At 62.4% G+C, this 13,958-nt stretch carries 14 protein-coding genes and 1 pseudogene; 6 read left to right on the forward strand and 9 right to left on the reverse strand.

What is annotated here, in order from left to right; all coding sequences use genetic code 11:
• Window positions 1–17: 17 nt before the first annotated feature.
• The 3 genes and pseudogenes from NLM31_RS09745 to NLM31_RS09755 form a co-directional block, all read right to left on the reverse strand.
• Window positions 18–1,277 carry a type II toxin-antitoxin system HipA family toxin gene (locus tag NLM31_RS09745; RefSeq protein ID WP_254192125.1) on the reverse strand — a complete coding sequence of 420 codons (1,260 nt, stop codon included), beginning with the start codon at window positions 1,275–1,277 and terminating at the stop codon, window positions 18–20.
• A complete protein-coding gene (locus tag NLM31_RS09750) occupies window positions 1,267–1,608 on the reverse strand; it encodes an XRE family transcriptional regulator (protein ID WP_254128957.1) in 342 nt (113 codons plus the stop codon). The genes NLM31_RS09745 and NLM31_RS09750 overlap by 11 nt, the downstream gene beginning before the upstream one ends.
• 289 nt (window positions 1,609–1,897) lie before the next feature.
• Window positions 1,898–2,095 (reverse strand): annotated as a pseudogene (locus NLM31_RS09755) (transposase); the annotation flags it as partial.
• A 90-nt stretch (window positions 2,096–2,185) separates the two neighbouring features.
• Between NLM31_RS09755 and NLM31_RS09760 the strand changes: the two are divergent.
• Window positions 2,186–2,518: a hypothetical protein gene (locus NLM31_RS09760; protein WP_254196164.1), complete on the forward strand. Its 333-nt coding sequence runs from the start codon at window positions 2,186–2,188 to the stop codon at window positions 2,516–2,518.
• 408 nt (window positions 2,519–2,926) lie between these two features.
• Complete coding sequence (locus tag NLM31_RS09765; RefSeq protein ID WP_254196165.1) at window positions 2,927–3,211, forward strand: transposase; 285 nt, start codon at window positions 2,927–2,929, stop codon at window positions 3,209–3,211.
• Window positions 3,212–3,562: 351 nt separating this feature from the next.
• Here the strand turns inward: NLM31_RS09765 and NLM31_RS09770 are convergent, their stop codons facing one another.
• The 6 genes from NLM31_RS09770 to NLM31_RS09795 form a co-directional block, all read right to left on the reverse strand.
• Window positions 3,563–3,871 (reverse strand): hypothetical protein, encoded by a 309-nt coding sequence (locus tag NLM31_RS09770; protein ID WP_254128960.1) that lies wholly within the window; start codon window positions 3,869–3,871, stop codon window positions 3,563–3,565.
• A 16-nt stretch (window positions 3,872–3,887) separates the two neighbouring features.
• Window positions 3,888–5,639: an Hsp70 family protein gene (locus NLM31_RS09775; protein WP_254192126.1), complete on the reverse strand. Its 1,752-nt coding sequence runs from the start codon at window positions 5,637–5,639 to the stop codon at window positions 3,888–3,890.
• Window positions 5,636–6,409 (reverse strand): nucleotide exchange factor GrpE, encoded by a 774-nt coding sequence (locus NLM31_RS09780; RefSeq protein ID WP_254128962.1) that lies wholly within the window; start codon window positions 6,407–6,409, stop codon window positions 5,636–5,638. Before NLM31_RS09780 ends, NLM31_RS09775 begins: the two co-directional genes overlap by 4 nt.
• Before the next feature lie 17 nt (window positions 6,410–6,426).
• Window positions 6,427–6,810, reverse strand: a complete 384-nt coding sequence (locus tag NLM31_RS09785) for a DnaJ domain-containing protein (protein ID WP_254128963.1) — start codon at window positions 6,808–6,810, stop codon at window positions 6,427–6,429.
• 18 nt (window positions 6,811–6,828) lie between these two features.
• Entirely contained in the window at window positions 6,829–9,042 is a 2,214-nt protein-coding gene (locus NLM31_RS09790; protein ID WP_254192127.1) for a hypothetical protein, read from the reverse strand.
• A 332-nt stretch (window positions 9,043–9,374) separates the two neighbouring features.
• Window positions 9,375–11,282 (reverse strand): recombinase family protein, encoded by a 1,908-nt coding sequence (locus NLM31_RS09795; RefSeq protein ID WP_254128965.1) that lies wholly within the window; start codon window positions 11,280–11,282, stop codon window positions 9,375–9,377.
• A 546-nt stretch (window positions 11,283–11,828) separates the two neighbouring features.
• On the opposite strand from NLM31_RS09795, the gene NLM31_RS09800 reads away from it, so the two are divergent.
• From NLM31_RS09800 to NLM31_RS09815, 4 genes are all read left to right on the forward strand, one after another.
• Window positions 11,829–12,131, forward strand: coding sequence for a hypothetical protein (locus NLM31_RS09800; protein ID WP_254128967.1), 303 nt, complete (start codon window positions 11,829–11,831; stop codon window positions 12,129–12,131).
• Window positions 12,128–12,559 (forward strand): PIN domain-containing protein, encoded by a 432-nt coding sequence (locus NLM31_RS09805; protein ID WP_254128968.1) that lies wholly within the window; start codon window positions 12,128–12,130, stop codon window positions 12,557–12,559. Before NLM31_RS09800 ends, NLM31_RS09805 begins: the two co-directional genes overlap by 4 nt.
• A gap of 210 nt (window positions 12,560–12,769) precedes the next feature.
• Window positions 12,770–13,510: an SIR2 family protein gene (locus NLM31_RS09810; RefSeq protein ID WP_254192128.1), complete on the forward strand. Its 741-nt coding sequence runs from the start codon at window positions 12,770–12,772 to the stop codon at window positions 13,508–13,510.
• 45 nt (window positions 13,511–13,555) lie between these two features.
• Window positions 13,556–13,957: a hypothetical protein gene (locus tag NLM31_RS09815; protein WP_254192129.1), complete on the forward strand. Its 402-nt coding sequence runs from the start codon at window positions 13,556–13,558 to the stop codon at window positions 13,955–13,957.
• Window position 13,958 lies beyond the last annotated feature (1 nt).

The following is a 13,958-nucleotide window of genomic DNA, read 5'->3' on the forward strand; positions in this document are numbered from 1 at the left end:
TTTTAAGCCGACGCGTCTTACGTCGAAAATCCAGGATACACGAACGCACCCTTGATGGCCTCGGCGTCCTTTTCCGTGACGCCTTGACCACGTACGACGTCATACCAAGATGCCCGCACTTGGTCTGTCATGGTGGAGACAAGGCCCTTGGCTTCATCCGCGTCTAACAGAAAGCGCGCATGCTGCGACAGGACGTTCTTCGCATTGGCAAACCGGCCCTGATCGCCGACCCCGAGCGCAAGATCGCGGCGTTCCTGGGCGATGACCGGGGAGGGGGTCAGGTCATAACCGGGCGACAGTTGCCAAGGATTGTCCTTCGCCACCAGCGCATGATTGCGCGGATGATCGTCGAGGTTCGAGATCAGCGCATTAAAAGTCATGCGGCGGAAAAGCTCTTTGGCGTCTTTCTGCGGTTCTTGCACCACCCGGCGCAACTCTTCGGCCATCAAAACATAGGACCAGCGATCTCGCATCTCGGGCGCTTCGTCGGCCTGCAGCAAAGTCAGCCCGCTGATCATGCGTGAACGTTGGTAGCCTGCTTCCGTCTTCGTGCGGTCAAAGCGCTTGACGAGCAAGACATCCTTGCCGCCCACCGTGACGACGGCGCTTTCGGCAACGCGAATGCCGCACAGCCGGGCAAGCTCGAGCATCGCGCGCTCGACGCGCGTGTTGTTCCAGCGATCATCCGGTCGGTTGAATTTGGCGACCCAAAGCCCCCGATCATCCTCAACAACCGACTTGGGACGAGCGCCGCCCATCGACGTCCCGAGCAGCATCAAGTCTTGGACCTGCGCCGCTTCCTCCGTCTCCACATTCTCTTCGAGCATCAGCGTCTCGGCCGCGGCCTGCAGTTTGGCCAGCTCAAGCGTCTGATTGAACTTGCGCCGCGGGGCCGGGGGCTGCTGACCAAGACCAAAGCCCAGCGCGCCAGCACGGTCGTCCGCAGAATTCAGCAGGTAGTCGAGTTCGCCAAGCTGGGGAACGCCGGCATGCTTTTCGATCACGAGCCGGCCCCAATAATCCGGCCCGGCATCGCGCAACGCACCGAATACGCCGTTAAGGCGACCGGTCTCGTAGGTGCTGCCCGAGAGCTTCAGTTCGACCGGATCAATGCCTACGGCGTTGTCGCGCGCGAGATAGGACTTACCGTAGACAAAGCGTCCCACGGCGTTTCCACGACGATCAAGCGTCAGTTGAAAGCGTCCCGCCGTCACCGCCTCGGTCTCGCCAGGCAACGTAATATAGACAAAGCACTCGGTGTTGCCCTTAGAAGTCATTGTCGAGGCCTCCGCCCTTACGCGCGCGCTTGCGTTCGCGCGTCGCCTGCAAGGCAAGGCCTTCCTTGTCCTTGGATGGATCCGCCAATTCTTCAAGCGGCCGGATCATATCGTAAAGCCAAAGCAGGCCCGCATAGACCACGATACCCGTCGACGCTTTGCCTTTTTCGGCATCCATCACCGCACGCAAGCCTGTCCCGATCCGGCTTGCGGCATCCTCCATCGTCATGTTGCGGCGAATACGTGCCGTTCGAAGATCAGCCCCCAATTGGACAAGCGCTTTAGCGACCACGTGCGGCGGAGCCTTCGTGAGTTTGTTCAACGCTACCATGCTATCAAGAGCCGGTTAATTGTGATAAGTAGCTCTCAACAGCATATCACAAAGAAGACTCGATTGCAATGAAATGCTTTCAAGAGCGCTTTCCGGGATATTTAAGTGCTCTTAAGAGATATTTTTCCTTTTTGCGTAACCTTAGCCCGTCTTATTCATGATTGCCGGGGGGGCTACTGGAAGATTTCCGGTCGGAGTTGAAGGCGCGCGCGAACGCTACGGCTTTTTCGCCGCTTTTCGACCGGACTTCGTGAACGCGTTGGAGGACGGCGGCGGGGTGACCGGGGGCTCATGCCCCGCGCGTCAGGGTGCTTGCGGGGACCAGAGCGTTTGCCAGGCCGCGGAACAGGTCGGCGTCGGGGCACGCCGCAGCGAAGGCAAGACGGACGCGGGTGGCGGTCTCGATGACGCGGGCTGCGATCTTGAGAAGCCTGAGCCTGATCGTGTTGAACTCGGCCGTTGCCAGATCACGCGGCTTCGGGATCGCGCAGTGCGTCGAGAAAGGGAACGTGGTCCTGGCAACCGGCGGCGGGCGTTCGAGCGCGAGGAAACGCGGCGCCTCATTCAGGACAAGGCGGTGTCGATCTGGCTCGACACCAACCGAGACGAGATATGGAAGCGCCTTGCAGAGGACACCAGCCGTCCGTTGCCGCGGATCGACAAGGCGGAGGGTAGCGACCTCGCCGAGAGCTCCAACACGTCGGCCATCAAGAAGCTGCGCTTCGAGGAACTCGTCGCGCAGCGCACGCCCCACTATCGCCAAGCCGATCTCACCGTCGGTCCGTGCGAAAAGCGGGACAACAAGAACGCAGATGCATGCGTGCAGGCGCTGCACACCTACCTTTGCGAGCAGGGCGCTCCGGACCAGAAACGCCCTGAAGATCAACGAGAGGCAATCCGCAGGGGATAGCGGCCCGCCGGCTACTAATCACAACGCATTAGCATTCTCCCTCTCTCACACGTATCGGTATCCAGATTCAAGCCCGACTGCATGACGCGGCTCGTTTGCCGAACTGATCAACCTCACATTCGGTCGCCACCTATCGCGGCTGCACCAATATCCCGCTTGCGGCGGGCGGGGCTCAAGACGACGAGACCATTCTCTCTGAAACGGCATTTAGTTAGGGCCCGTTGATCATTTACCGAATCGGATTTTTCCGTTCGGGGGATTCCCAAGGTGACTCGCAGCTCATATAGAATTGCAGGGTGATTGACGATGCGGCGATCAGATTGCGCTATGCAGCGACGCGCGGCGATCCGACGGAGCCACCTCAGTGATCGCATCTACGGTGCGGTCGTCACACGCCGACTGCGTGCCATGGGCATCCGGGATAAACCTACCGCGCCAGCTTCACCCTGGCAGAACGGCTTTGCCGAACGACTGATCGGATCGATCCGGCGTGAGTGTTTGGACCACATCATTGTCTTGGGCGAGGCACATCTACGCCGGATTCTGAAATCTTACGCTCGCTACTATAATGAGACGCGCACGCACTTGGTCTTGGACAAGGATGCGCCTGTCTCTCGCCCAGCTCAGCGAACCGGTATGGTCAGGTCACTTGCCGTCCTGGGCGGGCTTCATCACCACTACCTCAAGGCGTAGGTTTTCGGTACACGCACCCGTCCGGTTCTTTCCTGATCGACTCGAATCGGTTCTCAAGCCGTGCAACCCTTTCACTTCAGCAGCCGCACCATTGTCTGTGGGCGATCAATCTCTGACAGATCATTAGCCGGCCAAACGATCTGCACGCGTCGCCGATTTCTCTCAAATTGCTTACTCGCCTCGAACGAGACAATATTCAAACATTGATACGTGGGACGGATATCGCGCTGTAAAACAAGGGGAAAGTTGGCGCGCCATTTAGAACAAAGATACGAACTCGTATGCTATTGAAATATATATGTAATTTCATTGGCGTTCGCCCGACGAACCCTCACACGGCCAAAGCGCCGATCACCACGCCGCTTTCTCGGTCGGATCGGGATCATTTCGTCTGCCGTCGGGCGCCTCACTGTCAGCGAGCGCTGACAGGATCCAGGTGAGATCGGGTGTTGTCCGCAATGTGCTGGCGCGGCGGAGCAGGCGGACGGCGGCGGCACGGTCGCCGGTGGCGAGGCTTTGAAGGCCGGCCCCCACCAGCGTCGCACTCTGCTGCGCGATGCGGTGGACGGTTTCAAGCTCCGCCCGGCAGCGCCGACAGGTGTCGCCGCCGCCGAGCCGCGCGCCGCAGACCGGGCACTGGTCGAAAACCCCGGAGGTCATGACGCTCTGCCCCGGATCAGGTCTCGAGATAGAACAGAAGATCATCGAGCCGCAGCACCGTGTCGGCGAGCCTTGCGTCGTCGCCGCTCACTCGGCTGTCCTCGATGGTCTCAATCAGATCGACGATCTCCGTGCGGTCCTCCGCGACCGCGCCGTCGAGCCTGGCGCGCGCCTTGGCGAGCAGGGCCTCGAGTTTCGGGTCGACCGGGGCGGTCCCCTCGACGTCGGCGGCCGTCGCTGTCTCGTCAGTGGACCCGCCGAACAGGCGGTCGATGTGCTGACGGGCCTCCTTGATCTCCGCCTTGTCATAACGCGACATCGCGTTGTCGATGGTGATCCGTCGTTCGAGCCCGGTCGCCTTCTCCTTGGCGGATATGTGCAGGATGCCGTCGCGGTCCAGCGCGAGATCCAGGATGATGGTGTTGCCGGCCGGCACGTCGGCGAGGTCCTCGACGCGGAACTCGCCGATCTGGATGTTTTCCAAGGCGTCCTCGTTCTCGCCCTGATAGATGCGGACCTCGACGACCTTCTGATCGTCGATGATGGTCGCAAACGCCTCGCTCTTGCGCACCGGGATCGGCGTGTTCTTGGGAATGATCGGGATGAAGCAGTAGGGATAGAGGGTGCCGCCCAGCTCACCGAGTGCGCCGGTGCCGAACGTATAAGGGGTTACGTCCACCAGCACGGCCGGCACCTTCTCGCCCGCCATGGATGCGCCCTGGATGGCAGCCCCCATCGCGACGCACAGGTCGGGATCGACCTCGCCGCGAGCCTGCCGCCCGAACACTTCGAACAGCCGGTCGCGGATCAGCGGGGTGCGGGTTGCGCCGCCGACCAGGAGGACTTCCTCGATCTGCGACGCGGTCAGGGCGGCCGATTCAAGCGCGATGTGGATCGCGCTCAGCGTCTCCTCGATGAACGGCGCGATCATCTCCTCGTAGTCGGCGCGGGCGAGTTCCAAAGCCAGATGGACCGGCTTGCCACTGACCTCGGCGAGGTATTCCTCCTCGATCCGCGCGAACGGATGGTCGGAGAGATGCTTCTTGGCGTTCTCGGAGGCGCGATGGATGCGCGCCATCGCCTGCGGATCGTCGCTGACGTCCGCTTTGTGCTCGATCCTGAGATGGTCAAGCACGTGTTCGACGATCTTATGGTCGAAGTCGTCGCCGCCGAGATGGTTGTTGCCGTGGCTGGCGATTACCTCGACCACACCCTCTTCGATGCGCACCACCGAGACGTCGAAGGTGCCGCCACCGAGATCGTAAACCAGCACCCGCTTGCCCTGCTGCTGCGCGGCCTCGTAGACCAGCGCCGCAGCGGTCGGCTCGTTGACGATGCGCGCCACCTCGAACCCGGCGATCTCGCCGGCTTCACGGGTGGCCTGCCGTTGCGCGTCGGAGAAGAAAGCCGGCACCGTGATCACCGCCTTGCGCACCGGCGCGCCCAGCCGCTCCTCGGCGATCTCCTTGAGACGACGCAGGATCATCGCCGAGACGTCTTGCGGCGCATAATTTCGGTCGCCGAGCGAGACCTTGCGGTCGCTACCCATCAGCCGCTTGATCGAGCGTACCGTGCGTTCGGGATAGAGGATGTACTGGTTGCGCGCGGCCTCGCCGACCAGGAGGCTGCCGTCCTGATCTAGGCCGACGACCGACGGCAGAATCAGGCGCCCGCTGCCATCTGCCTGCACCTCAGGCCGGCCGTCGCGATATACGGCGATCTCCGAATTGGTGGTCCCGAGATCGATTCCGACAATTGTCTCGCTCATTCGTCATCTCTCCGATCGGAACGATCCTTAATGCCCGGATCTTTGGCGCTCGTACGTTTCGCCACGATCACCTCTGCGACGCGCAGCACTTCGCCCTCCCACTTGAAACCAGTGCGGGATTCGGCAATCACCAGTCCCTCGGCGACGAATGGGTCGTCCCGCGTCCCCACCACCCGGGCAACATCGGGCATGAAAGGGCGGCCGATAGTGGCGATCGGGGTGACGCGGCGATCCGCCAGAACCCGATCGAATCGCCGCAACGTCATCTCCAGACCCTCCCGCCAAGGGTCGCGCAAGGGGTCGGCGGCGGTTGCAGTTCGGCGCCACCACGATCGCAACGGCGGCGCGCGCTGCGGCGGAGCGGCCGCGAGCCCGGCGGCTAGGCGATCCCGCACGTCAAGGAGGTCGAGCAGCAGCGGCCGCAGAACAGCGCGGGTCTGCTCGCGGGCGCGCACATGCGCTTCCTTCAGCTCACGGTCCAGCGCCGCGTTGCCGGATTGCAGCGTCGCGAACACGGCGCGGAACTGGTCGAGCGCGTCCTTGACGATGCGCGACTGGGTGCGTACCTCGTTGCGGGTGGCAGCGATCTCCACGAATACCGAGAACAAGTCCCGCGCCTCGTCGGTCACGGTATCGCTCTCGAGGACGGCCAACATTTCGGTGGCGTCCGCGGCCGGCGAGACGTCGGCTTCCGGCGCGTCCGCCGCATCGAACTGTTCCAGATAGGCGCGCAGCCGCTCGAGCAACGTCTCCTTGATGGCCTGGTCCATGTCGTCGTTCCCGTCCCTCACGCACCGTTGGTCCGCGAGGCGCCGGTTCGTGCGGTCTCGGTTCGTGAAGTCTCTTGCCATCGCGCGATCGCCTGCTCGATACCCTCGACCAGCAGCGCCGTCACCTGCGCCTGAGAAACCCGCCCTTGCTGCCGTGCCTCCGGCGACGGCAGGCTGGCCGTCTTGAGCCGCGTCAGTGCGGTGCCGTGCGTGGCGAGCAGCTTCGCTGCGAGCCGTTGGCGCTCGGTGTGCAGAGCTTCAAAAGCCGCTCGGTAGCTCTGGAACCGCTCCGGTTCACGGTCGGGCGGGAAGTCCCGCACCAGCGCCAAGTAGCGCAGTTTGATCTCCTCGTCACTGGCGTTCTCGTCGACGCCGAGAATGGAAAACGGGTCCGTCATCATTTGTCGTCCTCAGGGCACTCAGAACGGCGGCGGCGCCTCGTCGAGGGCCGCGGCGACCATCGTCGTCGCGACCATTTGCAGGAGCGGGCGCGGCAACGCGGCGCCGAACGGCAGCTTGCCGAGCCGGTCGGCGAGGGCCGCGACGCCGCCGTCCCGTCCATGCGACCTGACGAGCTTCTGAACGTCGCGCTCCGAAATTGCCTCCATGAAACTCGTCACGATGTCTTCGAGCAAATCGAAGCCGCTGGTGGCGTCCGCCTCGCGTCGCCGCGCCCGTCGCCGAGACTCGCGATCGTCACCCGCGTTGTTCAGGTAGCGGTCGATGCGGCTGTAGCCGTGGCGGTTCTGCGCGATCGCGGGCGAACGGCACATCTCGTCGATATCGTTCTCCTCGCCGACGGACATCCAGTCCGGGTTGTTCTTGGTCCGGGCGACGATCTCGTAGAAGCGCCACAGCCACTCGTTCGGCTCGCGCCGCCTGCCGGCGGCAGCGAACGCGTGGAGTATTCCGAAGTCGTTCCCGCGCACGATCGCGTCCGCCACCGAATGGAATTCCGCGATCGACAGCACGATGTGTGTGGCGTTTCGCAGCCACGTGCAGAACTTCCAGGCCAGCTCGGATGTGGCCTTCTGATCGGCCCGGACGTCTTCCGCCGAGAACAGGGCGGCGATCGCGATGATGTCCGCCTTGGTGGGAATTCCGCGCAGGATGCGCGCGAGCTCGTCACTGATCAGCGACAGCGGACGTGACCGCGGCGGTGTCAGCAGCGCATCCTGCAGGGCGGCGCTGAACCAGCCGATCGCGCCGCCACCGGCCAGATCGACTCCCTCGCGAAATCCCGCTTCCGCCTCCAAGTCAAGCCCGCCGCGCAAGCCGACGAGTCCCCGGTTGGTTCGCAGGTCGGCATTCGGCGCATCGGCGCAGTCCCACGCGCCGGCTGCGGTCAGCTCCTTCCAGGCGAGGTCGGGACGCTTCGCCCGCATCTGTTTGCGGGCATACGAAATCTGTAGCTCGATCATGCGCTGGCGCGCCAGCCGGTTGATCGGATCGACCGCCAGAAGCTTCTTCGCGAACCTGGCCGCCTTCTTGTACGACTTGCGGGCGGCCGCCGACTCGATCGCCTGCATCAGTACGACGCTCTCGGTCGGGAACCGTCGCACGGCATCCTCGGCGAGGGCATGCCAGTCCTTCTCGTTGCCATCGTCGCGATGGAGCTTGATGAGCTGCAGCACCGTCGGCAGATGGTCCGGATCGTAGTCGAGGCTCTTCTTCAGGTAGGAGACGACAGGATCGGTGAAGGGATCTTCGCCTTCGATCATCGGCTCCTTGAGCGCCAAGGTCGCCAGATGACGATAGATAATGCCTGCCGACAGCTTGCCGTCGCGCGAGCCGTCACGCACGAAATGCTGTGCTGCGACGCGCCAGCTGGACTCGGCGCGAGTCCAATCCTGCTTCGTCTCGGCCGCGAGCGCGAAGATGCGCGCCTTCTCGGCCTCCAGCAGTTTCCCGAAGGTTTTCTCGAAGGGAATGATGCGGTCGGGGAGCTGCGGCAGCAGATTGAAGCAGGCGCTCCGGATGTCGGCGGCCGGCAGGGTCGCCTGCTTCGACAGGAAGTTGAACAGCGTACCTGGTCCGCCGCGTTCGGCGTCCAGCAGCCGCGCCAGCAGCGATGGGCCGGATGTGGACCCGCCGCCGAGCCTGTCGAGCGCAAAGGCCCGCTGCGCCGCGCTCGCCTTGCCCAGCTGACCGATGACGTCGGCCGGCTCTCCAGGCAGCGCCGCCTCGACCGCAAGGCGCAGCGGCGCGAATGGCGAGGCAGCCGGCACGCCGTCGAGTAGCCGGCGGGCCTTCGCCGGATCGTCGGTGAGCAGGGCCTTGCCGATCAGCCTCACCGGCCCGAACGGCGAGCGCGCCGGGATGTGGGCGAGCAGCGGTTCGATCTCATCAGCGGCCTTCTCCTCAGTCAACGCGGCCAGCACCGCGCGCGCCGCGTTGGCGGCCGCGATCCAATCGGCGCGAGCCGGCGGGTCGCCGTCGCCCGACTTAAGCGGAACCGGCTGAGCCAAAAACAGCGCTGCGGTCAGCTCGGACAACAGGCGTCCCTGGTCCGGCTCCGGGACGTCGGTGCCGATGTATTTGAGGGCGTGGGCGAGCGCCTTCTCGATCTGGCCCTGGCGGACCAGGCAGCTGAGCAGGAGCAGCGGCTCCTTGACGGCGCCGTCGAGCGCCACCGCGTTGCCGAGCACGACCTCGGCCTCCTTGAACAGCCCCTTGGCGGACAACATTTTTGCGCGCCCCACATAGGCGGCAGCGAGGGCATCCCGCCAGTCGGCCCTCGCCTCATGCTTAAAGAGCTGCTTATAGAGCTCGATGGCCTCCTTGAATCTGCCAAGACGAAGCGCCTCCGCGGCCTGGGTGGCGAGCACATCGGCCGGTGCAGCAGACTTCATCTTGCGCGGGTTCTGATTGGCCATGCCGACGACTCTTGGCAATATTCAGTGGCGATGTCGACTACACGGAGCGCCCCGATCCATCGTATCCCCAACCTGTGAACAGGAGGACTTCAAATGGCTCCAGGTCTAACGATCCTGGCCCTGAGTTCGTTGTTTTGTCCTGAATGGTGGCAATATGGCGCGCCCGACACGATTCGAACGTGTGACCTTTGCCTTCGGAGGGCGACGCCCGATCTACGCTGCAGGGCGGAATGGTTCCCTCGACCAATCGCGAGAATCGGGCTTTGCGTGCCCCCGCAACCAGCGAATTCTTGCGAATTCGGCGCAGGCGACCTAGCAGAGTTTCCTTTCGCGTTTTGGGAACCATTCCGCAAGGATCGGGTCTTGCGGCTCCCCGCAACCACCGACGCTTGCGATAGCAAGCCGTTCAGAGCCCCGGCTTCCGAAAGGACGTCGGGGTTCTTTTTGCCTGCCGCAAACCGGAGGATCGCGGCTAGGTCGCCGCGCAGCACGATCGCGAGTTCCTCCGCCTCGGGCATCAGCGTCACCTGATCGACGAGGGTACGGAAAACCTCCGCTGCCTCCCCTTTGTCGTCGTCGCTTTGCAGGCTTTCGTACAGCGCGGCCACGCGCTGCCGATATATCTCCGCCATGTTGGGATGTAGGAGAGGCGGCGGCTCTTCTGCGTTCGCGAGCTTCTCTCGTACCTCCACCTTTCTGGCCTCGAGCCGCTTCATGTCCTCGACAATGGCCTCGATCGGACCTCCAGCCTTGATGGCGGCCACCAGCTTTCCAAGCTCACGTTCAATGCGCGGAAGCTCGTTCCTCATCGCCGCAAGGTCCGCTCCTCGGTCAATCCGCAGCCGGTTCACCTCGCGGGTAAACTCATCGCAGAACTCTTTGAACAGCTCTGGTTCCATCAGGTGCGTGCGAAGGCCGCTCAACACAGAGGTCTCCAGCGCATCGCGCCGGATGTTCAAACGATTATTGCACGTTCCCTTATTGCGAGCCGTTGCGCAGCCGAGCAGGTCCTTCGAAATCATCGTGTACCCGCCGCCGCAGCATCCGCACTTCACGAGGCCGGCGAGGAGGTATTTGGGCCGATGGCGCTCATTAAGCCTGTTCTCGCCAGGCGCTGAAGGCTCGTAGGCTAGCGTCTGCTGACGCGCCTTGACCGCATCCCACATTTCCTGATCGACAATGCGCAGCTCGGGGACTTCTTGGATCACCCATTCGGATTCAGGATTCAGCCGAGAAACGCGCTTTCCGGTATCAGGGTCTTTGAGATAGCGGAGCCGATTCCACACGAGGCGACCCACATAGAGCTCGTTGTTGAGGATGCCAACGCCGCGCTTTGGGTTGCCGTGAATGGTCGATGGTCCCCATTCAGCGCCTTGCGGTCCAGGCACACCTTCGCGGTTCAGCTCGAATGCGATTGTGCGCGAGGACTTGCTGGCAAGGTAGTCAGCAAAGATACGGCGAACGACAGCCGCCTCGGCCCCGTTGACGGTGCGGTCACCTCGGATCGGCTCGCCATTAGTGGCGAATTGCTTGACGACGTCATAACCGAAGCACAGCCCGCCGCCCGACTTACCGTCCGCGACGCGGCCGCGCAGACCTCGTCGCGTCTTGTCAGCGAGGTCCTTCAGGAACAAGGCGTTCATCGTGCCCTTCAGCCCGACGTGCAGATGCGTGACGTCTCCCTCCGAGAGTGTGACGATCCGCACGCCGGCGAAGGCCATGCGCTTAAAGAGCCCGGCAATGTCCTCCTGATCGCGGCTGAGTCGGTCCATTGCCTCGGCAAGCACCACCGCAAACTTCCCGCGCATGGCGTCGCTGATCAGTTCCTGGATGCCGGGGCGAAGTAGCGATGCACCGGAGATCGCCCGGTCCGTGTAGCTGTCGACCACCGTCCAACCTTGCTTCTCGGCGTGGAGGCGGCAGAGCCGCAACTGATCTTCGATCGATGCGTCGCGCTGATTGTCGGACGAGTAGCGGGCGTAAAGTGCGATCTTCATGACGCCTCCTTAGTCCGGGAGGCGGTCACGCTTCCGGCTGTCTGTTTCGGCTTGGACGAAGTCCCGCGCGGCCTGCCGAGCCAGCAGGCGCACCAAATTGACCAGGCGCGGATCGGATTTCGATGCGGTGACGGTCGCAGCCACGGCTCCGGGCGCCGTATCGGCGACCACGCGAAGCTTTTCAGCTGTTGTTCCTCTCGGTCGCGCCCCCGCGGCGTCCTTGTCGTTGCGCGGATCGCTCCGCATCGTGACAAAGATGGCGAGTTGCGGCCGCAACTCAAGAGAAAATATCTAGCGATATCAGCGCTTTGTGGCGTAGTCGCGCGCTGATCCGAGATAGGAAGCGTAGCGGATCGGGAAATCGCAAAGTGGAGCGCACGAAAAACATTCGCGTGATCACCTCTGCTAGAGGGCAATCTGTTTGAGCGCGACGTCGGACAACACTACCGACCTCTATTACTGCTGCCGAGGTCAAATGAGACCCTCGCGGTCTTGCGGCAAGCGGAAGATTCGGCTATATATCCAGATATACCATGGAGGCGATCCGTGAGCAATAGTGCGCAGAAAAGGGCGATCGAAAATTACCGATCCAGGCTGACCAAGCGCGGCATCGTGCGGTTCGAGCTCCAAGCCCTCGAGACCGATCGCGATCTCATCAGAACGCTCGCCCGGAAGTTGACCGAGGAAGGGCCGGACGCCGGGCATCTCCGACGCGCGGTGCAACAGGCCGTTTCTGGCGAGCCGCCGAAGCCCGGTGGTATCCTGAGTGCGTTGCGTCGCTCGCCGCTCGTTGGTGCCGATCTCGACCTGACGCGCCCCCATGAAGAAGGGCGTAAGGCCGATCTGTGACGCGCTATCTTCTCGACACCAACATCATCAGCAACATCGTCAAGCCGAAACCGTCAGAGTCACTGTTGGCCTGGATAGGCCAGCAGCGCGATGAGGATTTGTTCATTGCCTCGCTAACAGTCGCCGAAATCCGGCGCGGTATTCTGGAAAAGCCGCGCGGCAAGAAGCGTGATGCGCTCGACGCCTGGTTCGTTGGTCAAGAGGGACCGCAAGCGCTGTTTGCGGGGCGTATTTTGTCGTTCGACGACAAAGCAGGCCTGGTCTGGGCGCGGCTGATGGCGGAAGGGAAGGCCGTCGGACGGCCTCGCAGCGGACTCGATATGATCGTCGCCGCCGTCGCGGGTGCTAATGACTGCGTGGTGGTGACGGACAACGAAAAAGACTTTGCAGGGCTTCAGATCATCAATCCATTGCGCGGCGACTTGTAGAGGGAAATGCATGACAGGAGGGACGCCTGAACCCATCGAGTATCAGCTCATCGGTCTGACTGAGGACGGCAATGCAGGCGACCTGCTACTTGGGCTTGATCAGAAGCAAGGCGCATTCGCCTCCAGGCGCTGATCTCCGAATGGCTGCGTACGGAGAACCTCGTCGTTCTGACGGGATCTGGTACGTCGGTTTCGGCTGGCGGGAAGACCATGGTGAATCTTGAAACCGCCGTCTTCGAGACGATCGAGGCTCTCCCCGACGTGCCCGCCTCAGTCGGCCCTATCATCAAGGCGCGTCGGGATGCTGTCTCATTGGCCGACTTACTCGATGAGCCCACCATGGGGTTCGAGCAGTGGCTATCATTCGTTGCCAATTCCCTCGTTGTTGGTAACTCAAAGGACGCACCATTTTCTGGCGTCACCTGGCCGGGCACGCCAGCTCCAAGCCTTGATGACCTCCAATGGTTTGTTGATCGGCTGCGCATGTCGATCTTCTCGGAATGCGCCCTGTCTTTGCCTGACACCGCCAAAGCGAAGTCGGCAAGCGAGATCGCGCCGCAGCTTGCATTTTTATCCAAGCTCGTCGCGCGTGACAGCAATCTTGGCCGAACTCATCTCTTCACGCTGAATTACGACACGCTGTTCGAGCAGGCGTTGGAGTTGCTAGGCATCCAATATTTCGACGGCTTCACCGGCCGAGCAGCCGCTCGCTTCGATCCATCGGTTTATGGGCTCGATGTCTATTATCCGGGTGAGGTTGCCGAAGGCCGGGTGCGGCGCTTCGACAAGTTCCTGCACTTCTACAAACTGCACGGATCCATTCATTGGTTTGAACAGGACGGTGAGATGCGCGCGCGGCACCCCGACCTCGTCCCGTTCCGAACCTATGCAGGTTTGAACCGGGATGAGAAGGCAGCAGTGCTCGTCAAATTGACCGGCGGAACGCCATAGGTTGGAATCCTGCCGACTGCCAACAAGTTCGCGCAGACTCTGACGATGCCCTATGCGCATCTCTTCCGGTCCTTTCAGGTGCGCCTCGGTGTCCCCCAGACCTTCCTGCTCGTTCTCGGTTACGGCTTTGGCGATGATCACGTTAGTCGCATCATTGAGAATGCGCTCATGAATCCGTCGTTGGTGATGCTCGTGGTCGAACCTAATCCAGCCAGCCCGGTCATAGAGCGGGTACGCCGCTATAAGGACCTCGGTAAGCGCGCCTTCGTCTTGTGCCCGACGGATGCCGCCTTTGCTGCTAGCAAGTTCAAACACGCGACGTTTGATGATTTCGCCCGCTCGGTAATGCCCGACGTGCAATGGCTGGACGACTTCCTGCGCCTGCGGCGATTCGAAAAGCAAATAGCTTCGTCCGCGACGCCCGCCGAACCCGCTCCGGAGGCGTGAG

The sequence above is a fragment of the Bradyrhizobium sp. CCGUVB4N genome, from assembly GCF_024199945.1.
Taxonomy (GTDB): domain Bacteria; phylum Pseudomonadota; class Alphaproteobacteria; order Rhizobiales; family Xanthobacteraceae; genus Bradyrhizobium.